Here is a 24,429-nt window from a genome sequence, read left to right on the forward strand (position 1 = left end):
TAAAAAATCTTATTCTACTTCACTATTTAGCTTTTGTTCGATTGGACTAACTGCCTTTAATTGCAAGACGATAATCGCCGCGATAATTGCTTTTATACAATCACCAGGTAAATACACTAACGCTCCTACTAAACCAGCCCAAATAGACGTTTGTGTAATCAATGCCATAACTGGTGCTCCAATTAAACTAACTAGTAATACACCAAATACAAAATTAATAATTAATAATTTCCAAGTCTTAATAGAAGACCATATTTTTTCAGTTGTATAGCCAATTAGAAAAGCTGCAATCGGCCAGCTAAAAATATAGCCTGCTGATGGACCAACTAATACCGAAAAGCCACCACGACCACCAGATAATAAAGGTAAACCTAATGCTACTAAAACAATAAACAGTACGAGACTAATTGCCCCAGTTTTCTTTCCTAAAAATCCTCCTGCTAACATTACACCTAATGTTTGTGCTGTTATTGGTACAGGAATAAAGCCTACTGAAATTGGAGGAATCAATCCTAATGCCGCTATTAATGCTGCGAAAAGTGCCGCATATACCATTTCTTTAGTTGTCATATAAAAAACCTCACCTTAAAAAAATTTATGCAAAAAAACCGGTTTCTTTGTATGTGAATTATAATAGCGCTAAAATTCATTTGTGTAAACTTATTTTATATCTAAAGTTAACTCAAATTAAATAATAATATTTTCAAGTGATTATTTTTCTTTTGTAAAGGTGTGATTTTTGACAAAAAAAGGAACAGACATTAAAATCGGTCTGTTCCTGAAAGTATAACTTAAGCGAATTATGGACTTATTGCTTCAAAATAACGCCATAATGAAATTTTGAAGTTAAACGTGTCAATCTTGAAAAATGATATTTATCAAACCATGTCGACCGAAAGTGAGCCTTTAAAACGACTCGTTTTTTTGCAACTCGTTTCGCTTCTGTTACCCATTCATCGGTTAATGTTATATGTGCTCCAGCCTTGCGAAGTGCTTGAAAATTATTCGATTCCTCTATAATTTCTTCGAACATCGGATCCATATAGACGACATCAAATGCATTGTCAGGCTGTAATTTTAAATATGCTATAGCTTCTGCCTGTACAACTTCGATTTGTCGCATACATGCGGTTAATGGAAGCTCGGATGTATCATATGTGTCCATCCCGTGTGCCACAATAAACGCCACATTAGGATCTGCCTCTAGCCCAACTACTCGCCCAGATTTCCCAACAATGAAGGCAGCTAACATCGCATCTGCACCTAAACCTAGCGTGCAATCCAATACCGTGTCATTTTTTTCTAGCTGTACGGCCTCTAAAAACGGCTCGATTTCTCCGCGTGCCACTCGCTTTAAACGAAATGCCGCTGAATTTGGATGAAAGAAAAAAGGCTCTTCTGCCCCAAATGCATAATATTCATAGCGATTTTTTCCTGCAATAATAACATTTGCTTGCATTTCCTCAGAAATTTTACGAATTGAACGCTTATTACGAGCCACAAACGGGACATGTAACGTGTCACACACAAAATCAGCGAGCACCATCGACAAGTCGTCTGGTCTGCCCGCTGTAGTCACAATCGTTTTTATTTCTCGCATGTTTGCTCTAAAACGCCTGTTAAATGCGCTGTAATTTGCTCCACTGGAAAACCTTCAATTTGTTCACGTGGAATAAAATAAGCCAATTCCCCATCTTTTAAAATAGCCATTGACGGCGAGCTTGGTGGCACATCCTCAAAGAAACCACGCATAGCAGCAGTAGCTTCAGGATCTTGCCCAGCAAATACTGTTACAAGATTATCCGGTTTTACCGTACCTACCGCTTCACGTGCTGCTGGACGAGCCAACCCAGCCGCACATCCACATACCGAGTTAATGACAACCAAAGAAGTCCCTTTTGCCTCCGCCATAAATTCATTAACAGCATCAGCCGTTGTCAACTCACTAAACCCAGCCTCCACCAACTCTTCACGCATCGGCTTCACTACCTGTTTCATATATTCGTCGTAAGCGTTCATGCTTTTACCCTCTTTCATATGTAATCACAAAGCCCATTATAGCAAGGTTTTTCACGAATGTACAAAAACTTGTTTTCACCCAAAATCACATGTTTTCGGGAGAAATGTGACTTTTTCGTGACTTTCGTGACTTTTTTTGTGTAACGAAGAGGGGTTGGTTGTAGGTTTGTTACACACCTAAAAACTGTTAGGTTGCTTTATGATTTATACCGGACATAACTATGATATTATCATCTAACCAAGTTGCACTGCCACAAAAAAACAATTGCTCTTTTAATTATTTGTTCAACTCACTTACTATTTCACCATTAAATGTCTAAATAACAAACAACATTAACATAATTATACATTTTTATTTTTATAATTAAATTATCTATTTAAACCATAATTTTTATGTGTTACTATTAATTGTTGGATTGTTACCAATCCAACAATATATTTACATAGGAGTAATAAAATGAAAAAGATTCTAGTTTTATTTTCAAGTTTTTTAATTATTGTAGCAAGTCTTTTTATTAGTACTAATTCTACTGAGGCTAGTTCCGATGTCTATGAATTGAACAATTTAATTCATGAATTTGTTCCAGAAAACCCAGAAGAGTATATTAGAGCGTGTGATTGGGAGAAGCCAACACCTGATGCAAAATTAGTAAAGGTAGTACATGTAAAGCACTCTGATTTAATGTCTACAGAAGTTGTAGAAAATAGCGATGAAAGCATCACACCATTGAATGGAGGAGGTCAATATATAAAGAAAATCAGGAGTGAGGTTCCTGTATGCGGTACGACTGTTCGTGCAAGAACATCTGGAACAGGAGCTGGTAATAATGGTAAACTTGTTTTAAATCAAGACGTTACTGTCTCAAATATGTATAAAGCAGATATAAAAATAGACACAAAAATGTTAACTACAGCGGTAGGATATGATGTAACAAAAACATTTACAAAAAATGCTTATCATTCTATTAACACAAACAATAAAAATTATCAAATCATTGCTTACGATGATTATGAAGTACAAAATTTCGAAGTTTGGAATGATCCTTGGGGTATTTTTGAAACACCTGATGTTTACTTAGGCTCTGGAGCATCGTATAGACATGTGGGTTACTGTTACGTTGTTTATGAAATATAATCTGTAAAAAAATAAGGTCAGTCACGAGATAATTATATTTTGTGAATGGCCTTAGATTTTGAAAGGATTGATTAAATTTGATAAATGTAATCAAAGGATTAAGTTTTTTAGTTTCAGGGATTTTAGTTTTTGGCTTTACATACATTTCAGCTAGCCTATACGCTCAAACCTTAGATGAGTGGAGTGGAGTATATGGAGTCTTTGGAACTGCTTTTAGGGAAATCCATGGTTTTCAGCTGACATTTATATCCATAGTTTTTATAGTACTAGGTATAATTCACCTATATAAGAAAACAAAATAAATATTATATATTATATAATTTGGAACATTAACTCCTAATACTATAATAAAAAATAAAAGGACATTTTACTAATTAGAAGAGTAAATTCCAGTGAATCATTTTTATAAACGTCAATTACAGTTAAGACTTATTTATGAACAATTATTTTTAGTTTCAAAAGATATCAACACTCTCAAAGTGAAAATAAATAAATGAAAACGACTGGCTTGACTAAATTAGCTTTGAACTGCACCTCAATTGACACATAATAATTGGAGGTGTAGTTTTTCTATCGCTAAATGTTATTACGAACTAAAATTATAGACAGTACTTGCCTATTTAAAGTTGAAAATCCATGCAAGCAACTATCAAGTGTTCTGAAATCTATCTCAAGTTTATTTAGGTAAGATAGACTTTCTTACAAGAAATGACTTCCAAACGTAATTTTGTTTGGAAGCCTTTTAATAAAAATTTTTGCACAAGTGTTTACTACTCTTTATTTTTAAGACGTTGTTGGATGGTAATATACAAACCTACTAAGCGATCCGTCGTCATTACACCATTTTGTAAATCCTTCAAATGTGAAGCATTAATAATACCATCCTTAACCGCCTGAGCAATAAAGTTCTCTGTCTCTGTTCTTATAGCTGGTGAACCAGGATTCCAAATTGTATTTGCCACTTTAACTTCCTCCTTCTTGTCTTTCAAAATTAATTGGACTTTCATTTTGCTGTTACTTGGCACGATTATTTGTCCTTCTAATTTGTAGCCTCTAGGCATCTTCCAATTGCGCTTCACTTCAAAATGAGGTCGGTCAATTCTGCGTACCCAATCACCGCCCCATGTAATACCTAACTTACGAGCGATTGCCCCGACTTTTGTTAATGTATCTACATCATATAAGGGTTTCGGGGGAGCCACAGCAATATCCCACGCTAAACGTGATGTATGATTACTCTTCAGTGTCCACGTCACAATTTTTCCTGGTTTTGTACGTCCTTGTGCATATAGATAATTTTGCCGTGCTTGCGACCTGTATGTTTCCGTGACAAAGATATTATGAATACCTGCCTTATAGCACTCCTGAAATAGCAATCTGCAGGCAGTTTGTGAAACTGGTAATAGTTCACCTAAATCTCGACATGTTGTTGTTACACTCATTATTTATCACCTTTTTTATCATCATTGTCGTTTTGAAGTTGCTTAAAGGCATTTGTTAAAAACTTCGGAACTTTCAATCCTAACTTACCAAGATTCTCAATCATACTGATTCCTTCCATACCGATTAGAAAAAGAATCATGGCATTGCGCATAAAGTTACCACTGTCGGTTGCTAAGTCCAGTTGCACTGCAGCAATGACCATCAAAATCATCGCCACTTTTTTAAACAGCCCTTTTAAGGCTTTTCTGCTATCAATGTTTTTCACAACAAAAGCAACCATAACGCCTAAAATATAATCAATCGCCATAAAGATAGTTAGTGCTTTGATTAAATGGTCAATGCCACCAACAAAATAAGCGACTCCTGCCATGGAGCCGCCTACGAGCGATGTATATAATGTGTCTGTTTTCATTGGACACCTTCCTCTTTGCATAATAAAAGCCCTCCACAAGTGGAAGGCATAGGAAAATTTTATTTGCGATAAGCCCGCCTCTCAGCGTATTCAACGCATAAATAGCACACTTTTATTTTTTGATTCCTCTCATTCCTATAATTTCTTAAATCCGAATCTTTACGCTTGCAAAAGTGGCAAGTATTCTTAGGAACTTTAGGTGTTGTATTTATAAGACTTTCCTTAATTTTTGTTAATATCGATTTCACAAAACATTCCCCTTTCATCTTAAACCTTTCGACAAAAGGGAATGATTTCCTTCTAAAAATGACAATACAAATAACGCAAGCCTTTGCTAGCGTTTTTGCTTATTATTCAGCCTCAGCCACCTGAAAAGCATGTTTAAAAATTAACATCGCGTCATTTATCATGACATACTCCATTTTATTAATATCAGATTCCAATTTATCTAATACTTTTTCTATCTCTTCTGCATTCGTACCTATCTTACTTTGTCCAACTGTGATACCTAAATTATAATCCTCCATATCCGAACACTCATTTTTAGCCACAGCATGGATCATAAACTTACTGACCACTTTACGTCCTAATCGCACAGCTACAGTTTGTGGTGTATTTAAAACCTTTTGAATCTGTACTAAGTCTATTTTCCCCTCTAATGCAAACGCTGTTCCTTCATTTGAAATTAGAAAATAGTTTTGTTCCATACTACATATCTCCTTATCTTAATGTAATCGTACCAATATCGCGGCCATATCGTTTAAAGACAATCGTTCTTGCATTATTTGAACTTTGTGTAATTTCTAGACCAAGTGTGTTAGTACTCACATAATTACCTCCACCACCTAGACCTACTACTCTTGCTCCACTAAAATCAACTGTTCCATTAAAAGAGTGACGTGAACCGCTATAAACGATGTCATTCCAAGCACTTAACTGAATCGTCCCATTAGCGCCCCCCACAGAAGTCAAATCACTAAAGTAGAGTCTATTTCCCATGTGAATATCTTCTTTAATACGAATGTTCCCTGCATGAATTGTCCCCAAATTACCACTAATGTCTGAAAGAACCCTGACTGCCCCTACAAGGTTGATTTTTGATGCTTGAATGCTAATTGTGGTAGATGTCTGATTAATTAATGACGCAATTCTATTTCCGTTGTAATCCGTTGTACTAACCTTTTGACTGATTTGCCAAGATTGCTGTGTAATACTACTTTCAGCGCTCCCTATACGGTTATTTAAGTTGCCAATGGAAACGTTTTGAGCACTTACCGTTGACTGTATTTGATTAGCACGAACATTAATAGCAGCCACTTCATTTGTAATGCGATTACTCACTGATAGACTAATTTGGTCGGCTTTCACATCAACAGTAGCAATTGATTTATTTAATTTTTCTACCTCAAGAGTAATACGGCTATCTGTTTGTGTAATGGCCGACTTATATTCCTTTTTATTTTCCTCAACCACTTCACTTAGCTCTTCTTTTGTATCTTCAATAAGCTCCTCAGTATCCACTTCGTTATCTGACATTGTACGTGGTAAGGAGTTGCCCAGAGTGACAGCAATCGTCTTTAACTCATCTGTAACCTCGTCTACTATACAAATGCGTTTGAGTATTCGAGTTTGTAGCTCTAGCCCCTCAATCGGCTCGTAAATCAGCCATACTTTCTCACCTAACTGTTTATCTAATAATTCAATTGTATCGAGCTCAAACGCTACTTCTGGATAGTCAATAAGTGAAACTTTAGCCTTCTTCAACAAGTTATCTGCATTGGTAAATCGCTCGTCACTAATTGGATCAGCGATACGGATACCCCATATTGTGTGATTTGGAGAAGTATAAGTCACGGTTAAATCTTCTTTACCTGTGGCCGTAATTTTTGTTCGAAGATGCGTTGTATCAATCTTTCGGCTAAGTGCTTTAATGTTATGTCCATAGCGATACTGTGCACCATTGTCCGGTCCAAGTGTTTTACTAAAATGCACTCGATTATTCGGTAATATCTCAAATTCACAATTGAATGCATCACAGATTTGATTCACACACTGGATGATGTTTTTAGAACCAAATTTATAGATGGTTGCAGTTTCCGTAAAATCTATTTTCGCTGTCCAACCTGTACCAGCAAACAAGTAGTTCACAAACTCCTGACTGCTATGAGTACCACCAAAAGTTTTATCTTTAAACTGATAGGCTAAATCAAAAAATGTTGAAATGGCAAGGATGGTTTTTCGTCCTGGTTTATCATCAATAATTTGCTTTACTCGAAAATCATAATTAGCGGCCCTAACAATCGATTCTTCTTGAAGAAGATTAAATCCAGCTTCGTTATTTGATTTATTGACTGTAAATTCAAGCGTTAAATTGCCTTGCGTATCTTGCTCAAATACTGGTGCAGAGGTTGTAAAAAAAGGCTCTGTTTGATTACCTGCGAAGTTTGTAACGACTAGCATGTTTTATCACCAACTAACATGTATTCATATGCTTCCTTTTAATCAAAAGAAAAAGCATCCTCAGTAGAGGATACTTTGTTAAGTTAAATTGTTTTGTTAATTTATTACAGAACAATATGGAACTACTAATCTGTACTTATAGTTCTTCTAAATTACATATAACCATTTTCCACCCTGCTCCTAGATCTCTTGGGTGTCTTGGTTTAAGTCCTGCTGCATCTTCAAAACATCTAATTTTATCCTGGTAATTTTGAAGTTTGTTTTTCACTTCATTTTTTCTAGTTATATACTTATCTCTTGTCCAAGCAACAATAATTATTTCTGAATCATCAAAAGCTACGTCTAAATAATCTTCATTTTCAGCTTCTAAATCATCGTCTCTGTGTTTCAACATTTTGGGATCTGTAGAAACATATGAATATAAGTTTACCACCGATAAACTTCCATATTCCTCACTGCCAATTAAAAAATTCATTACATTCATAATAGTTTTATCCATTTTCAATACGTCTGCTACACTCGGGTTAAGCATTAATACTGTAGCTTTAGGCTTTGACTTATCCCAAGTTCGAGTTAAAAGATATCTATAATGTTCATCATCAGAAAAAACTGCAGAACACTCAATTGTTTTTGAAACTACTTTTACCATTATTATCAAACTCCTTTTATCTATAATTACCATGGAGTTAATAATTTTTCAATTTATATTTGTTATTTACGCTAGTGCAACAATTTCCCGTTCCGCAATTTCTAACTCAACGTATCTCTGCAACGCCTCCGGTTTCACATCTTTAATCGTACGAACCGTTGCCAAAAATTTATAAAAATCTATAAATCTTGTTTCATTCTTGCTTCTACGTGTCCGATTTTGCCTAAGCTACTTTCGTTTGCTATAACACTCCACAAGCGTCAATTCGGATACAACGAATCCTACATAGTAATAGTTATCTTTCGGGTGACTATACTATTAATTTTCCATAGTTAGCTAAGTTTATAGACGCATTTAAATCTCTATCTATTTCTAAACCACATTCACATTTATATACTCTATCTGAAAGTTTTAAATCTTTCTTGATAGTGCCACAACATGAACATGTTTTAGAAGATGGATAAAAACATTCTACTTGAATGAATTCAATGCCGTATTTCTCACACTTATATTCCATTTGTCGAATAAATTCATGTAGTTTTTGCTTAGCAACAGCTTTGGATAAGTGACGATTTTTCATCATTCCTTTTATGTTTAAATCCTCCATCACTACTCTGCAAGGCTTGGTTTTCGCAATGCTATTTGTAGCTTGGTGAATATGATTGTCACGTATGTTTTTTAATCGTCTGTGTAGGTGCTGTATCTTCATTTCGATTTTTATAATATTGCATGTTTTGACGAAACGGTTTCCCTCCTTATTCATTTCATATTTCCGAGATACACTACGTTGCAATCTACGCAGTTTCTTCTCACTCTTACGTACTACACTTGTCTTATTAATATTTTTAAATATTTGACCATTTGAACAAACAGCTAACTCTTTGACACCTAAGTCAATACCTATCACTTCATCGGACAGTTCTTCTTTGATAGTCTCTTGTTCTATTCCTACTGACAAATACCAATACTTATTGTCATACCTGATTCTTGGATTACTATATTTGATACCAACAGGCAATTGCTCATTTGTTTTTATCCAACCCACTTTTTCAATAAGTACCATCTTTCCATCTTTGACTTTTAACTTTACATTGTCATTGTAGAAAGACTTTTTACTCTTTTTTCTGCTCTTAAATGTTGGTTTATTTGTTAGACCTTTGAAAAATTTCTTATAAGCATCACACGCATCTTTAACCGCCTGTTTGGCTACATTGTTCGATACTTCATGTAACCAAGACAATTCCGTTTTCTTTAGTTGGGTTAATTCTTTTCTAAGAACACCATCCGATATAAATTTACCGCCATTTTTATAATTGTCTTCTTGTTTAGCAAGTGTATAATTGTAAACAAATCTTGCTGTTCCTACTGATTGCCACAGCTTTTGTTCTTGTGATTCACTTGGGTACAACCTAACTTTCTTTGCTAGTATCATCCTCAAGTAACTCCCTTTTCACTATTTTGAATATGTTATTTACAAATATCCCTATTGCGTAATACTTCAAAAGTTAACACCTGAAATAACTATAAAACAATTATATTTTTATACATTTGTATAGATTTATTTTAACTGTATCATCCCTCCATTTCTATTAACATGGTAAGGATCTTTACTTCTAAATCAGCATCCATTATTTCTTCCACTGACGGCTTTAAATTCTCCAGTAATTGTTGTTCTTTATGCTTCGCTATTTCTTCTTCCGTTCCCCCTTCAACCCATTGAGTCCCATCCCATTTTGAACGATAGAATGGTAAAGGTTGGGGTAAATCTGTCGTGACGTACTCCCCAATTGGATCAATCAAATGACCTTTGCCATCAAACTCTCCTAAAAATACTTCCTCAATAAACCCACCATTATTCACTTTATAAATTTGCTTATGCACAAAGACTCCCTCCCTAATCCGTCCTAAATGAACATGCGATTGTGAAACGATCTACACCGGTATCTGAGTAGAGTTTGGTACTGCAATGCAGTACCTTTTTGTACAACTTAGTTTGATATTTCGTGAATCAAAATTTAACTAAAGCACGGGTTAGTTGAATATGATTACTGAAATAAACCGAATATCCAAACTATCAAATACATTGGAACTGCAACAATTAGCGCCCCTGCAAGTAAATAGCTAGTCGACCTTATAATAAATTTAAAAATATCATATATAGCACCTGCTAAGTCATCAACAAATCTCAACACTAAAAATCCCCTCCCGCAACATATAGCTTGGTGATTTAATTTTAACATTATTTGCCTCTAAGGAAACAATATATATACTATTCAGTGATGTTCTTCTTTAACTCTTCTGCTCCGTTAGTTGAATATAGTTCCTTGCCATTTAAATTATCACTCCAGTTAATTCGTGCGAGAAAAGATTATGTATTCGCATCGTTATAGAACTTTCTATAATGTAACTTTATTTATGCGATTTGATATACCATTTCGTATGAAAATTGTTAAAAAACGCTTTATATCAATAAAAAAGAGGCATTCAAATCATTTCAATTTGATACCCCTTTTATAGTGTTTTTAAAGTTTTGTACTCGAAAACAGAACCCGTTACTCAATGAGTGACTTTTTAAACTCTTAATTTAGTTTTATTATTCCTGTTTCAGTACCCCAGAATCCGGTCTGGACTTGTAAATCGAGACCCGTTAATCCTGGTGGGACTTCAAACACTACATTACCAGTTAAAGCGAGCCCGGGATTGATCCCATCATATGTAAAGTATTTATCATCTGCTACGATTATTGTTGAAGGAGAATATTCAGCTCCATTACTAGAAATTAATTTAAAGAAACTTGAATCAGTGTTAATCAGTTCTGTTCCATCATTACGAACAGTCACATTGACAGTTAAAAACACTGCCCCTTCGGCATCAGGCTCATACTTCATAAATCCATCAGATGCACTAATTTCATTCACTTCTTCAATTGAATTTACTTTAAAAGCAACTTTACCTACTATAAGCTCTTCACCAATTCCAACATGTCCATTTTCTTTAGCACTAGATTCAGATTTTTCCTCACTATCTTCATTACTAGTTGAAGACGTAACAGGAGCTTTTTCTTTATCCGCCGATTCATTGGAATCTTCGCCACCCAAAGAAGTGACAATGACTATTAAAAGAATTAAAGCTACAATACCACCACAACCAAACTTAAATGCCTTTTTCATAAAAAAATTCCTCCCTTTATAAAAAATTCATCTCAATATAAATATAAATAATCAGGGAAGATTCGACAATATTCTCAGCTGAAAAAATTGAATTTTTTTAATAGAAAAACACCCTCAAATGAGAGTGTTTGACTTAATTTTAAGTTACGTAAAACTCTATTTCCAATTTACGTTTTTGAAGTTCCTGAAACATTATTGATACTAACCTTTGACAACCCAGACCTTTATTTAATGCAGCATTCACCGCCAAATAAAGTAGGTGTATTTCTCTGTCACCCATTTCATTCACCACACTTTTGCTCCAATCGCGAAAATCATTTGTTAGTGGTGGTGTCAGATTATAAAACTCTGAATAATGGATCATGGCTTGTAAACAGCTTTCACTTGGTATCTTCACAGTTCTCCCTCCTGGGAGTAACATCCACTTTTAATTAATAACTTTTTCGGTTATTATTATTATGATAAATGTTTAGAGTGGATGTCACTCAAATTAAGTACCGCATTTCAAGTTGCCGCTTGGAATGTGGTTTTTTATTTTATTAATTTTAATTGAGATTTTTCTTTTCTCCTTTGTTCATTCAGTATTTTCTTGCTACATTCTGAACAATAATGTGAAGTAGAACTAAAATCTATTCCCTCATTTAACATTTTAATTAGTTCTTCAAATTCAACTTTACATTCTTTGCTACATTTGGGACACATAGTATAAAATTCATCCTCATAAATTTCTACCCTAATTTCTTTTCCTTCAAATTGTTCAGTTTTTAAGTAAATCATTACACACCCAACCCTTCTGCATTTATTTTATGAACAATTGCCATGTCCTTTACAACAGCTAAATAAATTTCTATTAATTTTACATCTTCTGCAATAATATCTAGCTTTGAGACACTGTCTATCTTTGATTTAGGCACACCATTCAAAGCCATTTCTCTCCTTCGATTTGTCAATCGTCTTTCTAATCTGCAATGTGCTCGATCTTCTAATTTCTCATAACTTTCATTTCGAACTATTCGGTACTCTTCAAAACCACCACGTACAACTGCGATTTTATTTAATAGGATAGTTGTTTTTTTACGCCATTCATTTGGATTCAATGATATAATTTCCTTTATATTTTCTTGTTGCTTCTCTACATTTTCTAGCCGTTGTTTAACATCTTTCATAGACTGAGCTTGCATAATAATTAGATCTTCAATAGATTTTGGTTTATTCAAAAAGGCTTCTTCTAATACATCTTTTGCTCTTAATTGAAAATCTACTAATCTTTGAACTGTCCAAGGTCTTTCTCTTTGCATAGAAGGTGTAAGAGTTATTTTTGCTAACCATAACGGTAAGAACCCTAATTCAACACATAAAACCTCTTGTTTACCACCTTTTGTAGGTAGTATGAAATTTCGTCCTCCTTTAGATAACACTAAATCCTGCTGAAATTTTTTTCGTTCTGCTTTTGTTTGACCTTCAGATAGTCCCAACCCCTGGCAAACCCATTTAACACCGGCATGAATTTTTCCATCGTTTGTTTTAATAGCCAATAATTCAATTCCGTTGAAAGGAACCATCTTTTCTTCTACTACTTGTAAATCATCCATAAGTAATTCTCCTTTCTAAAAATAATTAACAATCTATATTTTTCGAAATACATCAGGAAATAATTTCTCAATAGGTTCTCCATATAAATCTTGAAACTTTAGCATAGTTTTAATAGACGGGTTTCTACCTCCTTCTTCCAATTTACGGACAAATATTTCTGACAAACCTATGTTTGATGCTACTTCCTTTCTTGTATATCCAGCATCAATTCTTTTTGTCATTAGAACGTTTCGCAAAATTAACAACTCCTAACAGATACAAAATGTATCATTGGTTCTATTAACAGAATAATTGATACAGAATGTATCGTCAATATTTTTTGATACATTTTGTATCAAAAGTTTTTTTTGTTACATAATGTATCTATAATAAATACATCCACTTTTATTGGAGTGATTTCATTTGTTAGGTAAAAATTTAAAAAAATTAAGAGGTAAACGAACTCAAGAAGAAATCGCAAAAGCGGTAGGACTATCACGAGCTCGTTATGCCCATTATGAAAATGATATACGTGAACCTGATTTAGAAACATTAGAAAGATTTGCAGATTTTTTTGATGTTTCAATTGATTACCTTCTTGGTCGTACAGAAAAACAAAATCTTACTCCTCAAGAAGAAGATGCAGACTTTCAAGCCTTTGCTTACAATCCAGAACTACAGAAGTTTTACAAAGAACTTCCATATTCGAAAGAAGAGGCAGTTCAGAGATTACGTGATATTTGGGAAATTTTAAAACATGAAAATTAATAATGAATACTTAACCAGTCAAACTACTCTCTGCATAAAAAGCTTAATAAATAATGCGCATAAGAAAAGTCACAAACGTTGATTTAACAACATTCGTGACTTTTTGATGTACGTCCAAACTTTTATTTGGGAAAGTTATTAGGTTTATTTATGTATACAATATAAATCCTTATTGAACGAAGCATCCGTTAGTTGAAGAAAAATAAACCTATTCGCCAACTTGAAGCAAGTACCTCTTTTCTTTCCCATCATACTCAACAATCAAAATATCTCTTCTTTCTTTTGAAGAAAATATCTTTGCACCAACTGGTAATTTATTTGCCATCCCTTCAGATATTTCCCCTATTTGTTCATCTTTTATTAATTCTTCCTCTTCAATCCAATTTATACCCGTTTTATAAACTCTCCCATCAAATTCAAAGATGTCTGCATCTGGATTTAGTTTTAATACTTGTTCCTTACTTAAAACTCCCCATTCATTCTGACCAGGACTTCCTAAACAGCTAATTAGTATAAAAGGTATTAAGAATATCATAAGAACAGTAGATAGTAATCGCATAAACAGCCTCCTTTATATAACGTATGTAAATATTTGGTGACCCGTTTCATCTTGTTTCTTTATTCAACTATACCTTGTCTTTAGTTGAAGTATAACCTTCCCAAAGTGTCGGTTGGGACTTTTCTTTTCTTACCATGGTAAAATCCACATAAATCTGACTAGAACCGTTATTCCACAATCTGGCCCAACTGTTGAATAACGTTAAACAATACTGTTTAACTAACCTGCACTGTTAGTTTAAGTAAAATTCCCCAGCAGATAAACATAAATACTCGTAGGGCGCGGTTAATGAGTAAGAAGTAAAAGGGTGATACATAATATTTATGAATAATACGTATCACCCTTTATATTTTATGACTTAGCGTTAATTTAAGTTACGTAAAACTCTATTTCCAATTTACGTCTTTGAAGTTCCTGAAACATTATAGAAACTAACTTTTGACAACCAAGACCTTTATTTAATGCAGCATTCACCGCCAAATAAAGTAGGTGGATTTCTCTGTCACCCATTTCATTCACCACACTTTTGCACCAATCGCGAAAATCATTTGTTAGTGGTGGTGTCAGATTATAAAACTCTGAATAATGGATCATAGCTTGTAAACATGTTTCACTTGGTATCTTCACAGTTCTCCCTCCTGGGAGTAACATCCACTTCTAAATATAACGATATTCAGTTATAATAGATTTATGTTATGGGTGGATGTCACTCAAATTTATGTCATGTTTTAAGTTGCCGCTTAAAGCATGGCTTTTCTTTTTTTGTACCCCATTTAGTTAACCAACTTCCCCTGGACAATTTCATGTATCTTCTGACGACCTTTTTCGTAATAACGGAAAGACTCTACTTGTTTATTACTATATGGTGACTTGTCTAAAGCAAAATAACCGTATTCATCGGTTTTAAGGTTATGTTTATTTGCAATACTACCAACCTTTTGCGGTGAAATTCCTAATTCTGAACCAATATCACTAGCCGTATATGTCTTTTTTACTTCTGGACGGTAATCAATTGTTTGGTCACTTAAAACCTCTAAAGCATTTACTTGTAACAACTCAACAGCTACGGGAGATAAGATTTTATTTTTCTGCATGTCCAGAATTAATTTGGCTTGGCGTGTACGGCTGTTATTCAACATTGCCTCAGCACGCATACGTTGTACTTCAAGTTTAGTGTCTACCTTTTGGGGTTGAACTAATATCATTTCACCTTTACGTAAAGTTTTAAGTGTCTTTCGAACAAAAGCTCTAAATACTTTTGCTTTAGGTTGTTTAGATAACATTGTTACTTCATATATACCATCCTCAGTAAAAATACGGGTTTCTTGGGTACCCCCTTTTCCATGGGTACCTGTAGATACCTTTGCAATAGTCGAAAATTCTTCATCTCTAAGGTACTCATTATTAGCTACTAAATTTTCAACGCCCTTTTTACTTGCATATTCAAGTGCCTGAGCTAGTTGGTTAATTGTCATAAATACTTCATTGTTTTCATTTTGGTAAAAATCACACATAACTGAATTAAATTGATTTTGTGTTGCTAATGTAAGATTCATAGATTAACTTCCTCCTTTTCTTGTACAAAGAATTTTGTCCAATCAAATTTTAGATATGCTGCTATTTTTCTCGCCACTTTTACTGATGGTGTTTTTTCACCCCGCTCAATGTTTGCATAATACCCACGTGAAATGTCCACAGAATCAGCTATTTCTTCCTGTTTTATTCCTTGAGCTATTCGAATCTGTTTCAGCCATCTTCTCATAACCTCTCTCCTTTCAAAAGTTCCTTTTAGGAACATTAATTAATTTAATTATAAGTTCCTACAAGGAACAATTCAACACTTTTTGAATATTAAAGTTTCTTTAAGGAACAATAAATAATTAAATATAGAAGTTCCTTTAGGTAACATATACAATCATAAGTAGACAAATAATATTTAAGGATGTGCGTATAAATGGATATTCTTGCACAACGTTTAAAAAAGGTTCGTGAAAATATAAAGAAATCAAAGCCTGAATATACCCAATCATTTGTTGCTAAGGAAATAGGTGTTGCAAGAACTACTTATACAGCTTATGAAAATGGCACAAAAATGCCTCCTATAGACACTTTAAGTAGTATCGCTAAACTTTTTGATGTTTCAATAGATTACCTTCTTGGTCATACAGAAAAACAAAAACTTGCTCCTCAAGAAGAAGATGCAGACTTTCAAGCCTTTGCCTACAATCCAGAACTACAGAAGTTTTACAAAGAACTCCCATATTCGAAAGAAGAGGCAGTTCAGAGATTACGTGATATTTGGGAAATTTTAAAACATGAAAATTAATAATAAAAATTTAACCAGCCAAACTGCTCTTTGCATAAAAAGCTTAATAAATAATACGCATAAGAAAAGTCACAAACGTTGATTTAACAACATTCGTGACTTTTTGGTGTATGTCTAAGCTTTCATTTGGGAACTTTATTCCCATGTGAATTGCATATTATAAACATAAAAAAAGTTACTGCTCAACACTTAAAAATTTATTATCTTTTAAGCTGTAAGAACCGTGTTTCCTTGAAAGTATAACGGTTTTAATAGCATATTTTTCATCAGCAAATACTAATAAAAAACGGTCGTCCAGGATATCTATTCCACCATTATCCCCTTTAAATTTGATACCCATTGAATCTTCAATCACTTCATCTAATGTATAAGGTCCAAATACAGAGACTTGATTCCAATTGAAATCAGTTACCCCAGTTAAATCAATTTGTGTTTCGCCATTTTTCAAAAGGGTGTCAATTTCTTTAGCTAAAATCGTGTCTTGACTAGCACGCTTTCCAAATAAAGTAACAGCTAAACCTATAGCAGTAATAATTAGAATTACATATACCACTTTTTTCTTCAATAATTACACCCCCAAATTTTTACATACCTTATTTTAAAAGATGTCAAATAGAGGGGTTAAGGTTCCCAAAACGATGTTTGGATGCATTTTTACATTAGGCACCTTAAAAAGAATCATAATAAAACAGATTTTGGTATTTGCGTAAATCTAAGAGCTTCTCTCTTTTTACGTAGCCTTAAATTCAGTAATTGACATCCTTCACACAATTATTTTAATGTTTTAGTTTCTCTATCTATTAGATGTTTACTAAAATCTACATTCGCACTTTCGTACCCAGCAGTGACTTGCCAACCAAATATGTTATTTTGGATTTTCACGTTTGATGTCGTATTAATAACATCTGAACCATTTGTTCTTAATAGCAAATAATAAGTATTAGAAATTTCTGTTTCAACAACATCTATTAACTGTGTAGAATCATTTTCAAACACAGTTGTTATATATTTTTCAATTGCTTCATCACGAGTTGAAAAATGAGTCGAATATTGATAAATACCAAAAGAAATAATCATTATGACCACGATTGAAAATAAGTAAATCAATAATTTTTTATTCTTATTTTTCATGCTGCCCTCCTCCTTTACTTTTCTAGAAATTAATTCGACGCCCTACAAAAAGTACCCGCTTATTAAACTAAACAGTCCCGTTAGTTTAAGTACTTTGCTTCACAAAATTAATTAAACCTTAACATAAATATCCAAATATTTCTTGTTGAGAGTTATACCACAATCTGTCCCTTTAATGAAAACGACCGCTGATCCATATTACAGAATCGCGCCAGATTGTTGAAGATCATTATTGAACTAATGCACCTGTTAGTTCAATAAAAAATAGATTATAAGGAAAATTGCTAGTATCTTCATCACTATTTTCAAATAAAAAAAAATGGATTTATTGCCTTTTCTAAAATCTCGTGCTTCATTTATAAGTAAACCAATAAATATTAAAATGAATGCGATTTCTGTTAAATTATCGTAAGCAAACCCAAGTATTACTAGTAGTAATGCGACGCTAGCAATAACAATTTGTATCTTATCTAACTTATTAATAGTTTTTTTCATCGCTTCTCCTCCCCATCCTTATTTAACACAAAATACCATTTTTTACTTAGAAGTGTTATTCAATTAAATGGTCGATTGTTGAATACAATTTAAATTAAACTTCCAAACTAAATAAATTTTAACATAAATATCCAACAATAAAATCACCTCTAATAAATAATAACGAGGTGATTTTTATCAAGCTTTATTTCGAGAACTAGATTAATGATAAGGAGGTGTGGAAAATGAGTGATGTAAATCTAAGTACTTTCCCTTCAAATAAAAATGCAGCTTTGACAATGCTTTATCTAGAGAAACAAGATATTTCTAATTTAACACCATCTCAATTAGTTGATAAATACGATGAAGTCTATAATGAAATTACACAGAGAATGAAAGAAAATAAGAAAGGGAAAAAAATCTCATTCTAAGTAATTTGCAATTTCTATCATTGAATTTGTCAATCGCGCTAGTTCCTCATCAAGCGCTGATTGAGACCGCTCCGCTAACAATACTAGTTGTTGGCGGAGTATTTCTTCAACTGACATTTCATTTATTGATTTATATTCCATTTTTCTGCTCCTTTAATTTTTTTTATTGCATCTGCTTATAGCACTACGTAAGACTACCCTTCTCTGCTAAATTTCTTTCTCCACTCTTTATAACTAACATAAGGCAAAGTCACACTTGGTGGCTTAACTTCTTTATAAGCTTTGTTAAACGCCTGTCTATAGGTCAGCCCTAAGTCCTCCATGTAAGCATCTATACGAGCTGTTAATTTCTTTTGGTACGTGTCATCCATGTAGTCTCTGCCTCGTCTGTATTCAGGTAGTTTACCGTTTACCAAGTAAATTGAATGGCACCGGCACTGAATATCCATGGATGCAATACCCCATAGCCTTGGCGCTTTTGATTTCCACTTTCCATAGTGATAATAGCCTTCTATATCAGCCTTTTGCCCATCTAGCTTTCTATGTGATTTCCGTACTCTCGTATCAAGTGACGACATCCAAACCTTCGTTAGCCGAACGGTTTTACTAGCCTGTTCTTCTACAGCTAAATCGGCTTGTGACCGTACTCTACCACCTTCAGTTCGAGCCACAAGGATGGCTTTCTTCTTTGTCCACCCCATCTCTTGTTCTATACGATAAGCCATTTCCGTGTAGCTTTCACCTGCTTGTAGGCTTTGGGCTATCTCAACGTTCAACCGTCTGATAATGTCGTTCCTGTGGGCTTCAAATACCTTAGGAAGTGTTAAAAACTCAACTGGATTAGTTAGAGCCTTTTCAACCGAAGGCAATACAAAGCTCATTTCCTCGCCTGTAGATTGCTCCAAAAGGTAAGCCATCATTAAGTACCTCTCAATGTACAGGCGTTCCTCTGACGCTCTTATTAGCTTAATAATCGCTTTGTAATCCGCATTTAACTGTTGAGCGATTAGCTTCATTTCCTGATTGAAGCGATTGTATTTATTAACATCAGTCCAAGTCGCTTCACCGTTCTTACCAAACTTACGATGCATCTGCAGCATTTGGTCGAGAATGGCTTTTAAACGCTTGTTAAAGACTACTTCAATGTCCTTTTCAGCCTTCTTCTCCAGTTCATCTAGCACTTTATTAATCTCTTGCTGATTCATTGTTTATCCACTTCTTCAGGATCGTCATCCAAGTCCTCTAGGTCTTTGCCATACACCTTAGTGTCCTTCTCCATCTCTTTTAGTTCATAATCTACATCATCCACAATAGACATCTTAGAAAGACGTGTTCGCTCTGACACTATCCCTTTTAAAGCTTGTGATGCCTGTGCCTCAGCTAATAAATCCATTGGAACGTTTCGCTTGTACTCGAACCAAAGTTTCAAGTAATCATCTTTCGAACAGATTCCCTTCTTTGCCCATGCACTGCACAATACTTTGAATTGATAGCGTAGAGCAGTCGTGAACTTACGCTCCATCGTTTTGCATTTGTTCTCAAGTGCCATGAGTTTAAATTTCATAGCCACGCCACTTGTGTTACCGGCAAATGCTTCATCGCTAAAGTTCACACTTTTAGCTAATCGCATAATGTTCTCTTCCAAGCGATTTAGATGATTCTCAATCATTTGGTCATTGACTTCTTTGGTAAGGTATTTGATGTCCTCATCTTCACCCATCAGCTCAAAAATACCAGTGCGTGTAACCTTCTGTGCATCCTCTTCATCCATCCCCATGCCTTTCAGCACCAAATACGCTAAACGCCATTGTTCAATCTCGTTCGATGCATCTGATAAAGTGCGATCGTATGCATCAATCAAGTTATACACTTTATCCGCATCGCCCTGCAGCTCCTCATTATTAGAAATCCCAAATAAAGGACAGTAGTCAAATAGATGCTTGCGCTCATCTTTCAATACAAAAGGAGAATCTTTATCTGCACGTGTATAGACTTTTTCAGTTGTTGCATCATAAAATACAAGCTGCTCGATTTCTACCTTTTCACCTTCAGCATCCAGTTCCGCGCTTTTAAAATAGCGCAATCCATATTTAGGTTCACTTACTTCCCCGGTCTCTGAAAGGATGATAGTCTCCCAGGGCTCAATCACCATCGCACGTTCATTTCCTTCAGTGTCAATGTAAAGTAACCGAGCAGAATAGCCACAAATAGCCGTTTTTTTCCCTGATTCACTATCTAAATCATCAATCGAATTACGCAAATTAAAAAGCTCAATGGCCTCTGTTAATGACTTAAGGCTTTGAGCTTGTTTATCTACCACATATGAAATTGGATTACCGAACATATAGCCTATTTTTGTGTCTACGATTTCAGCATCAAGTGGATTGTTTAGTGTGTTGTTTACCTTGTCATCCACACGTTGTACATGTGCATTACCTTGAGCATACTCCGCAGGTTTACGTGTTAAAATGGGCACTGCTTCAGCTTTATAGCGGTTGTAGTTGAGTAATCGTTTGTTTCGTTCATTTTTAGTTTCTGAAATTAACTTCTCAAGTAATAGAGGAGTAACGCCTTTTTCATCGATGTATTGAATATATTCGTTCAATCTACTACCTCCTCATCGATTTTTCCCTTTTAAAATTGCTTTTTGATAATGTGTGTAGATACCATAACGAATCATGTCTAGTACGTCATTCCATAATCTAATTGGTTCACCAGTTGTGCCATTCCATACATATTGATATATTTCATCTTTGAATCTTTTTACTTTATCTTCAACAATAAAAAGCCGCCCTAATTTAAACATTTTGGCGACTTCTTCGATCCCAGATATTACATTCTTTTTCGCATTGAATGCTCGTAAGCCTTCACGTCTAAAACGTTTTACATGCTCAGGTCGTGCCGAATCACAATAAAAATTAATATTACCATAGCGTTTGCTAATATTCTTCGCAACTGCTACCCAGTAGTCAATTTCTTCATATTGTTTAGCATGTTCTTCACATAAATAAACGTTCCTTTTTTCATCTTCTGCAAATACGCCCATCGCCCCAAAGTGATCATATCCCCAGTCTACAGCAGCAAAGTATTTAACGATGTTGAGTTTATTGAACTCTTCACTGGAAATATAATGACGATCTTCATTAAAGTCTTTGTAGACAATGCCCTCGGCTGCTACCCATAAACCATAAATGTCGCGATCAGTAAACATGCCTGAAGGTGTAGAAGCAATAATGGACTCAACGTATTCAGGATCAAGAAAGGTATTGTCAAACAGAGTAAAATGAAATGCTCTGATATTTAAACGGCCGTTATCTAACATTTGACCATCTTTATCAATATAATCCGTTTTAATACTATGTGCTGGATTCTCAGTATTGGTATCAATTAATATACGAGCCCCTTGATATGAGCAACGTGAGATAACTTCTTTCACGAATAAATCATGAAGTGCTGTTCCTTCATTAAGTAGAGCTCCAGCAGCAGTGAACATTTTCTACCCTAGCTTTCGCTATATTTTTAAGGGATTAGACTATCTCTTCAACTCTATTGAGTTGCTCGGCGCTTCCCACGTGAGATTTTCACTCACGTAGTACGGATTTCATTACCTATCGTTTTTTCTCAACAAAAAAACGACTAAGGTTGTATATCCTAGTCGTTACACCTTCCAAAGAGTTTCCTCTGAGGCTTGGCACGGTATTTTCATGCGAATACGAAAGTATATCCTTTAGTTGTTTTTTGCCTCCCATTAAGAACTGCACTAACGTGTTGATGTCTCAAATTCATCTCTTCACAACACCGAGAAATGCTTTCGAAAACTTTTCCCGTTTCCACGCATTTAATAGGCTTTTTAGCTTTATTGGAAACAGAAATATATTCAACCGCTCCATTCTTAAACCATCTGAATGTGTAGCCTTTAGCCTGTATACGCAAGCCGTTGCAAACTCTTCTAATGTCACTTCTATTGACACTGGTTGCTTCACTTGCATCATTTACACTATCGAACACTTTATCTAATTCGATACAGTAAACTTGTTTAGCGTGAAGTTCTTTTTGAATAGCTGACATTTTTTCTTTGCTCTCGGCTGTATGCTTCCTCCCAGTAGAAGTTACTCGGATTTTCTCCTTATGTTCTTCTGAAAGTTTCTTTCCACTATGTATAAGACTAAGTTTCCGTTTGGTTTCATCAGTGTGTTTCTTGCCTTTGAAAGTCCCTATTTTCCCATATCGAGGATTCTTTTCGCCAATCATTTTACCTTTAAGAGATTGTGAGATTTTTTGAAGTTGCTTTGGTGTGAATTTGTAGCCAACAACACCGTCACCACCTGCTGTGCAATTATATCCGTGAGTGGGATTTTGCGTATCTAATTTCTCGATGTACTTTTTTTCTAGCACAATCAACCGCTCCCATAGTTCACTCTTACACTCGCCTAAAACTTCTACTAAAACTTTGTATGAAAAATTTTCAAAACCGTATTTTCTAACCGCTCTATAAAAAGCTGTATCTAACCTTTTACTATGTCTGCGATGTTCATCATATCTCAATTCAGGATTTGTAGTTATTCCAATATATTTCTTATTACTTGGAGATTCAAAACAATATACAATACCTTTCATCATATAACATCACCTCTCATAATATTATATGAAGTATTCGTTTAGTTTTCCACCGTTAGCAATGATACTTATATTATCACCACACCCTGCATTTGCAGGTTCACCGAGTTTGTCTCGTAACTTCACAATTACGAGGTGGCTATCACTTAACCACGCGCCTTTTTCCACGTATCAGAATTAGCTCCATCAAAACAATATATCTTGTTGCCAAAAACAGAAACTGCATTTGATTTATTAAGCTTTAACTCTTTGCCTAGAATGACTTCCATATCGTTTAATATGTTACGTCTAATACTTGCTTGCGTAGCTCCACCTATAATAAAAGACAATCCTTGCCCCTCATATTTAGCAATATGCATTAAAAAAAGCAGAATAAACACGAATGTCTTCCCTGCTCGTTTTGCACCACTGGCGAGTAGTATTTTAGGATTTTCTTGAATAAATGAATCCATGACCTCTTTTTGCTTTGGAGTAAGTTCAGTCATTATTCATCACCTGCTATCTTACGCAACATCTTAGCAATTTCACTTTCTAGTGTTGTTGTATCTCCAGACTGGATTTTATCGATTTCAAGTTTCGTTTTATTAATATTCAACTGCATGTGCTCTAACTTCAATCGACGTTCATCATCCTGATCAGCCATCTCCACAAATTGACGAATAGAAGAACGCAACTCCCCGATTGCTCTCGATTGAGCAGTGAGTAGTTGCGCCTGGCGTTCCCATGCAAATTGGAAGTTGTATTCAGTTTCGTGCGAAGGATTTTTACCACCTTGCACCTTCTCCCGTTTGAGCTCTCTTATGATTTCGTCTTTTGATTCCACATGCATAATACGTTGAGCTCGAATGATCGCAGCATACTGTATTTGTATTTGGTCCCAGATTAAATCGGCTGGAGAACGCTCGTTCATTGCCTCCATGATTTCGAGTGTTTCTTTGGGTAGAAACTTTGCAAAGAAACCGTGTGTTGTTGCATTCTGATTTTGCTTTGGTGCACCATGCCCTTTAGCGTTGCTATTACCCGCAGGAGCTCCCCGACTTCGTTTAGTAACGTTACCATTGAATTTAGTAACGTTACCTTTCAAATGGTCATCCCATTTATCTTGGTTCTTCCACTTTCGTATTTGTGAATCGGATAATTGTAGTTTTTTGGCAATATCCTTCAATAAAATTTTCCCTTTGCTTTCGAGCCACAATTGAAACGCTTCATCACGTTTTGGGTTTCTTGGTCTAGCCATATTTCATAACCACCACCTCCATCTTC

General features: G+C 34.7%; 32 protein-coding genes and 2 pseudogenes. 4 read left to right on the plus strand and 30 right to left on the minus strand.

Going from position 1 to position 24,429, the window contains the following annotated elements; all coding sequences use genetic code 11:
- Window positions 1–9: 9 nt before the first annotated feature.
- The 3 genes from ACQKNX_RS06830 to ACQKNX_RS06840 all read right to left on the minus strand — a co-directional run bounded on the left by ACQKNX_RS06830 (window position 10) and on the right by ACQKNX_RS06840 (window position 2,019).
- Window positions 10–570: a biotin transporter BioY gene (locus tag ACQKNX_RS06830; RefSeq protein ID WP_427428179.1), complete on the minus strand. Its 561-nt coding sequence runs from the start codon at window positions 568–570 to the stop codon at window positions 10–12.
- 238 nt (window positions 571–808) lie between these two features.
- Entirely contained in the window at window positions 809–1,600 is a 792-nt protein-coding gene (locus ACQKNX_RS06835) for a class I SAM-dependent methyltransferase (RefSeq protein ID WP_427428180.1), read from the minus strand.
- Window positions 1,588–2,019: a BrxA/BrxB family bacilliredoxin gene (locus tag ACQKNX_RS06840; protein ID WP_172771689.1), complete on the minus strand. Its 432-nt coding sequence runs from the start codon at window positions 2,017–2,019 to the stop codon at window positions 1,588–1,590. Before ACQKNX_RS06840 ends, ACQKNX_RS06835 begins: the two co-directional genes overlap by 13 nt.
- A gap of 457 nt (window positions 2,020–2,476) precedes the next feature.
- Between ACQKNX_RS06840 and ACQKNX_RS06845 the strand changes: the two genes are divergently transcribed.
- Window positions 2,477–3,154 (plus strand): hypothetical protein, encoded by a 678-nt coding sequence (locus ACQKNX_RS06845; protein WP_427428181.1) that lies wholly within the window; start codon window positions 2,477–2,479, stop codon window positions 3,152–3,154.
- Between the two features lie 770 nt (window positions 3,155–3,924).
- Here the strand turns inward: ACQKNX_RS06845 and ACQKNX_RS06850 are convergent.
- The 13 genes from ACQKNX_RS06850 to ACQKNX_RS06910 form a co-directional block, all read right to left on the minus strand.
- A complete protein-coding gene (locus ACQKNX_RS06850; protein ID WP_427428182.1) occupies window positions 3,925–4,596 on the minus strand; it encodes a M15 family metallopeptidase in 672 nt (223 codons plus the stop codon).
- Window positions 4,596–5,009 carry a phage holin family protein gene (locus ACQKNX_RS06855; RefSeq protein WP_427428183.1) on the minus strand — a complete coding sequence of 138 codons (414 nt, stop codon included), beginning with the start codon at window positions 5,007–5,009 and terminating at the stop codon, window positions 4,596–4,598. The genes ACQKNX_RS06850 and ACQKNX_RS06855 overlap by 1 nt, the downstream gene beginning before the upstream one ends.
- A 350-nt stretch (window positions 5,010–5,359) precedes the next feature.
- A complete protein-coding gene (locus ACQKNX_RS06860) occupies window positions 5,360–5,716 on the minus strand; it encodes a hypothetical protein (RefSeq protein WP_427428184.1) in 357 nt (118 codons plus the stop codon).
- 13 nt (window positions 5,717–5,729) lie between these two features.
- A complete protein-coding gene (locus ACQKNX_RS06865; protein WP_427428185.1) occupies window positions 5,730–7,469 on the minus strand; it encodes a phage tail spike protein in 1,740 nt (579 codons plus the stop codon).
- Between the two features lie 136 nt (window positions 7,470–7,605).
- A complete protein-coding gene (locus ACQKNX_RS06870; protein ID WP_427428186.1) occupies window positions 7,606–8,118 on the minus strand; it encodes a DUF1643 domain-containing protein in 513 nt (170 codons plus the stop codon).
- Between the two features lie 310 nt (window positions 8,119–8,428).
- Complete coding sequence (locus ACQKNX_RS06875) at window positions 8,429–9,550, minus strand: RNA-guided endonuclease InsQ/TnpB family protein (protein ID WP_427428187.1); 1,122 nt, start codon at window positions 9,548–9,550, stop codon at window positions 8,429–8,431.
- A 140-nt stretch (window positions 9,551–9,690) separates the two neighbouring features.
- Entirely contained in the window at window positions 9,691–9,999 is a 309-nt protein-coding gene (locus ACQKNX_RS06880; RefSeq protein WP_427428188.1) for a hypothetical protein, read from the minus strand.
- A gap of 164 nt (window positions 10,000–10,163) precedes the next feature.
- Window positions 10,164–10,310, minus strand: coding sequence for a hypothetical protein (locus ACQKNX_RS06885; RefSeq protein WP_427428189.1), 147 nt, complete (start codon window positions 10,308–10,310; stop codon window positions 10,164–10,166).
- Between the two features lie 387 nt (window positions 10,311–10,697).
- Window positions 10,698–11,288: a DUF4352 domain-containing protein gene (locus tag ACQKNX_RS06890; protein ID WP_427428190.1), complete on the minus strand. Its 591-nt coding sequence runs from the start codon at window positions 11,286–11,288 to the stop codon at window positions 10,698–10,700.
- A 139-nt stretch (window positions 11,289–11,427) separates the two neighbouring features.
- Complete coding sequence (locus tag ACQKNX_RS06895; protein WP_427428191.1) at window positions 11,428–11,685, minus strand: hypothetical protein; 258 nt, start codon at window positions 11,683–11,685, stop codon at window positions 11,428–11,430.
- Window positions 11,686–11,819: 134 nt separating this feature from the next.
- The gene (locus ACQKNX_RS06900; RefSeq protein WP_402887039.1) at window positions 11,820–12,065 is read right to left on the minus strand and encodes a hypothetical protein; all 246 of its coding nucleotides are present in this window, start codon (window positions 12,063–12,065) and stop codon (window positions 11,820–11,822) included.
- Window positions 12,065–12,880, minus strand: a complete 816-nt coding sequence (locus tag ACQKNX_RS06905; RefSeq protein WP_402887037.1) for a phage antirepressor N-terminal domain-containing protein — start codon at window positions 12,878–12,880, stop codon at window positions 12,065–12,067. Before ACQKNX_RS06905 ends, ACQKNX_RS06900 begins: the two co-directional genes overlap by 1 nt.
- A gap of 33 nt (window positions 12,881–12,913) precedes the next feature.
- Window positions 12,914–13,117, minus strand: a complete 204-nt coding sequence (locus tag ACQKNX_RS06910; protein WP_402887036.1) for a helix-turn-helix transcriptional regulator — start codon at window positions 13,115–13,117, stop codon at window positions 12,914–12,916.
- 166 nt (window positions 13,118–13,283) lie between these two features.
- Here ACQKNX_RS06910 and ACQKNX_RS06915 point away from each other — a divergent pair, with 166 nt between their 5' ends.
- Window positions 13,284–13,628: a helix-turn-helix domain-containing protein gene (locus ACQKNX_RS06915; protein WP_427428192.1), complete on the plus strand. Its 345-nt coding sequence runs from the start codon at window positions 13,284–13,286 to the stop codon at window positions 13,626–13,628.
- Between the two features lie 208 nt (window positions 13,629–13,836).
- On the opposite strand, the gene ACQKNX_RS06920 is transcribed toward ACQKNX_RS06915, so the two are convergent.
- From ACQKNX_RS06920 to ACQKNX_RS06935, 4 genes are all read right to left on the minus strand, one after another.
- Window positions 13,837–14,187 (minus strand): hypothetical protein, encoded by a 351-nt coding sequence (locus ACQKNX_RS06920; RefSeq protein ID WP_427428193.1) that lies wholly within the window; start codon window positions 14,185–14,187, stop codon window positions 13,837–13,839.
- A 369-nt stretch (window positions 14,188–14,556) separates the two neighbouring features.
- A complete protein-coding gene (locus ACQKNX_RS06925) occupies window positions 14,557–14,814 on the minus strand; it encodes a hypothetical protein (RefSeq protein ID WP_427428194.1) in 258 nt (85 codons plus the stop codon).
- Between the two features lie 146 nt (window positions 14,815–14,960).
- Window positions 14,961–15,743 (minus strand): BRO family protein, encoded by a 783-nt coding sequence (locus tag ACQKNX_RS06930; protein ID WP_427428195.1) that lies wholly within the window; start codon window positions 15,741–15,743, stop codon window positions 14,961–14,963.
- A complete protein-coding gene (locus ACQKNX_RS06935) occupies window positions 15,740–15,949 on the minus strand; it encodes a helix-turn-helix transcriptional regulator (protein ID WP_108030190.1) in 210 nt (69 codons plus the stop codon). The genes ACQKNX_RS06930 and ACQKNX_RS06935 overlap by 4 nt, the downstream gene beginning before the upstream one ends.
- 192 nt (window positions 15,950–16,141) lie before the next feature.
- Here ACQKNX_RS06935 and ACQKNX_RS06940 point away from each other — a divergent pair, with 192 nt between their 5' ends.
- Complete coding sequence (locus ACQKNX_RS06940; protein WP_427428196.1) at window positions 16,142–16,513, plus strand: helix-turn-helix domain-containing protein; 372 nt, start codon at window positions 16,142–16,144, stop codon at window positions 16,511–16,513.
- Between the two features lie 175 nt (window positions 16,514–16,688).
- On the opposite strand, the gene ACQKNX_RS06945 is transcribed toward ACQKNX_RS06940, so the two are convergent.
- The 3 genes from ACQKNX_RS06945 to ACQKNX_RS06955 all read right to left on the minus strand — a co-directional run bounded on the left by ACQKNX_RS06945 (window position 16,689) and on the right by ACQKNX_RS06955 (window position 18,139).
- Window positions 16,689–17,078, minus strand: a complete 390-nt coding sequence (locus ACQKNX_RS06945; protein WP_427428197.1) for a hypothetical protein — start codon at window positions 17,076–17,078, stop codon at window positions 16,689–16,691.
- Window positions 17,079–17,284: 206 nt separating this feature from the next.
- Window positions 17,285–17,644, minus strand: coding sequence for a hypothetical protein (locus ACQKNX_RS06950; RefSeq protein ID WP_401012070.1), 360 nt, complete (start codon window positions 17,642–17,644; stop codon window positions 17,285–17,287).
- 249 nt (window positions 17,645–17,893) lie between these two features.
- Complete coding sequence (locus ACQKNX_RS06955; protein WP_427428198.1) at window positions 17,894–18,139, minus strand: hypothetical protein; 246 nt, start codon at window positions 18,137–18,139, stop codon at window positions 17,894–17,896.
- Between the two features lie 224 nt (window positions 18,140–18,363).
- On the opposite strand from ACQKNX_RS06955, the gene ACQKNX_RS06960 reads away from it, so the two are divergent.
- Window positions 18,364–18,549: a hypothetical protein gene (locus ACQKNX_RS06960; RefSeq protein ID WP_427428199.1), complete on the plus strand. Its 186-nt coding sequence runs from the start codon at window positions 18,364–18,366 to the stop codon at window positions 18,547–18,549.
- Here ACQKNX_RS06960 and ACQKNX_RS06965 read toward each other — a convergent pair.
- The 7 genes and pseudogenes from ACQKNX_RS06965 to terS all read right to left on the minus strand — a co-directional run bounded on the left by ACQKNX_RS06965 (window position 18,541) and on the right by terS (window position 24,403).
- Window positions 18,541–18,690 carry a hypothetical protein gene (locus tag ACQKNX_RS06965; RefSeq protein WP_427428200.1) on the minus strand — a complete coding sequence of 50 codons (150 nt, stop codon included), beginning with the start codon at window positions 18,688–18,690 and terminating at the stop codon, window positions 18,541–18,543. The two genes, ACQKNX_RS06960 and ACQKNX_RS06965, sit on opposite strands and share 9 nt — an antisense overlap.
- A 53-nt stretch (window positions 18,691–18,743) precedes the next feature.
- On the minus strand, window positions 18,744–19,754 hold the full coding sequence (locus ACQKNX_RS06970; RefSeq protein WP_427428201.1) for a phage minor head protein: 1,011 nt from the start codon (window positions 19,752–19,754) through the stop codon (window positions 18,744–18,746).
- Entirely contained in the window at window positions 19,751–21,154 is a 1,404-nt protein-coding gene (locus ACQKNX_RS06975; protein ID WP_427428202.1) for a phage portal protein, read from the minus strand. Before ACQKNX_RS06975 ends, ACQKNX_RS06970 begins: the two co-directional genes overlap by 4 nt.
- A gap of 12 nt (window positions 21,155–21,166) precedes the next feature.
- Window positions 21,167–22,039, minus strand: a pseudogene (locus ACQKNX_RS06980) (PBSX family phage terminase large subunit); the annotation flags it as partial.
- 212 nt (window positions 22,040–22,251) lie between these two features.
- On the minus strand, window positions 22,252–23,169 hold the full coding sequence (locus ACQKNX_RS06985; protein ID WP_427428203.1) for an NUMOD3 domain-containing DNA-binding protein: 918 nt from the start codon (window positions 23,167–23,169) through the stop codon (window positions 22,252–22,254).
- Window positions 23,170–23,315: 146 nt separating this feature from the next.
- Window positions 23,316–23,651, minus strand: a pseudogene (locus ACQKNX_RS06990) (PBSX family phage terminase large subunit); the annotation flags it as partial.
- On the minus strand, window positions 23,651–24,403 hold the full coding sequence (gene terS, locus ACQKNX_RS06995) for a phage terminase small subunit (protein WP_427428204.1): 753 nt from the start codon (window positions 24,401–24,403) through the stop codon (window positions 23,651–23,653). The pseudogene ACQKNX_RS06990 and the gene terS, both read right to left, overlap by 1 nt.
- Between the last annotated feature and the right edge of the window lie 26 nt (window positions 24,404–24,429).

The sequence above is a fragment of the Lysinibacillus sp. NPDC093712 genome (assembly GCF_050280025.1).
In the GTDB taxonomy this organism is placed as follows: domain Bacteria; phylum Bacillota; class Bacilli; order Bacillales_A; family Planococcaceae; genus Lysinibacillus.

What these genes read in the sequence shown, in the direction of transcription:
- ACQKNX_RS06830 (WP_427428179.1), bottom strand. Translation starts at nt 570, where the DNA reads ATGACAACTAAAGAAATGGTATATGCGGCACTTTTCGCAGCATTAATA.
- ACQKNX_RS06835 (WP_427428180.1), bottom strand. Translation starts at nt 1,600, where the DNA reads ATGCGAGAAATAAAAACGATTGTGACTACAGCGGGCAGACCAGACGAC.
- ACQKNX_RS06840 (WP_172771689.1), bottom strand. Translation starts at nt 2,019, where the DNA reads ATGAACGCTTACGACGAATATATGAAACAGGTAGTGAAGCCGATGCGT.
- ACQKNX_RS06845 (WP_427428181.1), top strand. Translation starts at nt 2,477, where the DNA reads ATGAAAAAGATTCTAGTTTTATTTTCAAGTTTTTTAATTATTGTAGCA.
- ACQKNX_RS06850 (WP_427428182.1), bottom strand. Translation starts at nt 4,596, where the DNA reads ATGAGTGTAACAACAACATGTCGAGATTTAGGTGAACTATTACCAGTT.
- ACQKNX_RS06855 (WP_427428183.1), bottom strand. Translation starts at nt 5,009, where the DNA reads ATGAAAACAGACACATTATATACATCGCTCGTAGGCGGCTCCATGGCA.
- ACQKNX_RS06860 (WP_427428184.1), bottom strand. Translation starts at nt 5,716, where the DNA reads ATGGAACAAAACTATTTTCTAATTTCAAATGAAGGAACAGCGTTTGCA.
- ACQKNX_RS06865 (WP_427428185.1), bottom strand. Translation starts at nt 7,469, where the DNA reads ATGCTAGTCGTTACAAACTTCGCAGGTAATCAAACAGAGCCTTTTTTT.
- ACQKNX_RS06870 (WP_427428186.1), bottom strand. Translation starts at nt 8,118, where the DNA reads ATGGTAAAAGTAGTTTCAAAAACAATTGAGTGTTCTGCAGTTTTTTCT.
- ACQKNX_RS06875 (WP_427428187.1), bottom strand. Translation starts at nt 9,550, where the DNA reads ATGATACTAGCAAAGAAAGTTAGGTTGTACCCAAGTGAATCACAAGAA.
- ACQKNX_RS06890 (WP_427428190.1), bottom strand. Translation starts at nt 11,288, where the DNA reads ATGAAAAAGGCATTTAAGTTTGGTTGTGGTGGTATTGTAGCTTTAATT.
- ACQKNX_RS06900 (WP_402887039.1), bottom strand. Translation starts at nt 12,065, where the DNA reads ATGATTTACTTAAAAACTGAACAATTTGAAGGAAAAGAAATTAGGGTA.
- ACQKNX_RS06905 (WP_402887037.1), bottom strand. Translation starts at nt 12,880, where the DNA reads ATGGATGATTTACAAGTAGTAGAAGAAAAGATGGTTCCTTTCAACGGA.
- ACQKNX_RS06920 (WP_427428193.1), bottom strand. Translation starts at nt 14,187, where the DNA reads ATGCGATTACTATCTACTGTTCTTATGATATTCTTAATACCTTTTATA.
- ACQKNX_RS06930 (WP_427428195.1), bottom strand. Translation starts at nt 15,743, where the DNA reads ATGAATCTTACATTAGCAACACAAAATCAATTTAATTCAGTTATGTGT.
- ACQKNX_RS06935 (WP_108030190.1), bottom strand. Translation starts at nt 15,949, where the DNA reads ATGAGAAGATGGCTGAAACAGATTCGAATAGCTCAAGGAATAAAACAG.
- ACQKNX_RS06940 (WP_427428196.1), top strand. Translation starts at nt 16,142, where the DNA reads ATGGATATTCTTGCACAACGTTTAAAAAAGGTTCGTGAAAATATAAAG.
- ACQKNX_RS06950 (WP_401012070.1), bottom strand. Translation starts at nt 17,644, where the DNA reads ATGAAAAATAAGAATAAAAAATTATTGATTTACTTATTTTCAATCGTG.
- ACQKNX_RS06955 (WP_427428198.1), bottom strand. Translation starts at nt 18,139, where the DNA reads ATGAAAAAAACTATTAATAAGTTAGATAAGATACAAATTGTTATTGCT.
- ACQKNX_RS06960 (WP_427428199.1), top strand. Translation starts at nt 18,364, where the DNA reads ATGAGTGATGTAAATCTAAGTACTTTCCCTTCAAATAAAAATGCAGCT.
- ACQKNX_RS06965 (WP_427428200.1), bottom strand. Translation starts at nt 18,690, where the DNA reads ATGGAATATAAATCAATAAATGAAATGTCAGTTGAAGAAATACTCCGC.
- ACQKNX_RS06970 (WP_427428201.1), bottom strand. Translation starts at nt 19,754, where the DNA reads ATGAATCAGCAAGAGATTAATAAAGTGCTAGATGAACTGGAGAAGAAG.
- ACQKNX_RS06985 (WP_427428203.1), bottom strand. Translation starts at nt 23,169, where the DNA reads ATGATGAAAGGTATTGTATATTGTTTTGAATCTCCAAGTAATAAGAAA.
- terS (WP_427428204.1), bottom strand. Translation starts at nt 24,403, where the DNA reads ATGGCTAGACCAAGAAACCCAAAACGTGATGAAGCGTTTCAATTGTGG.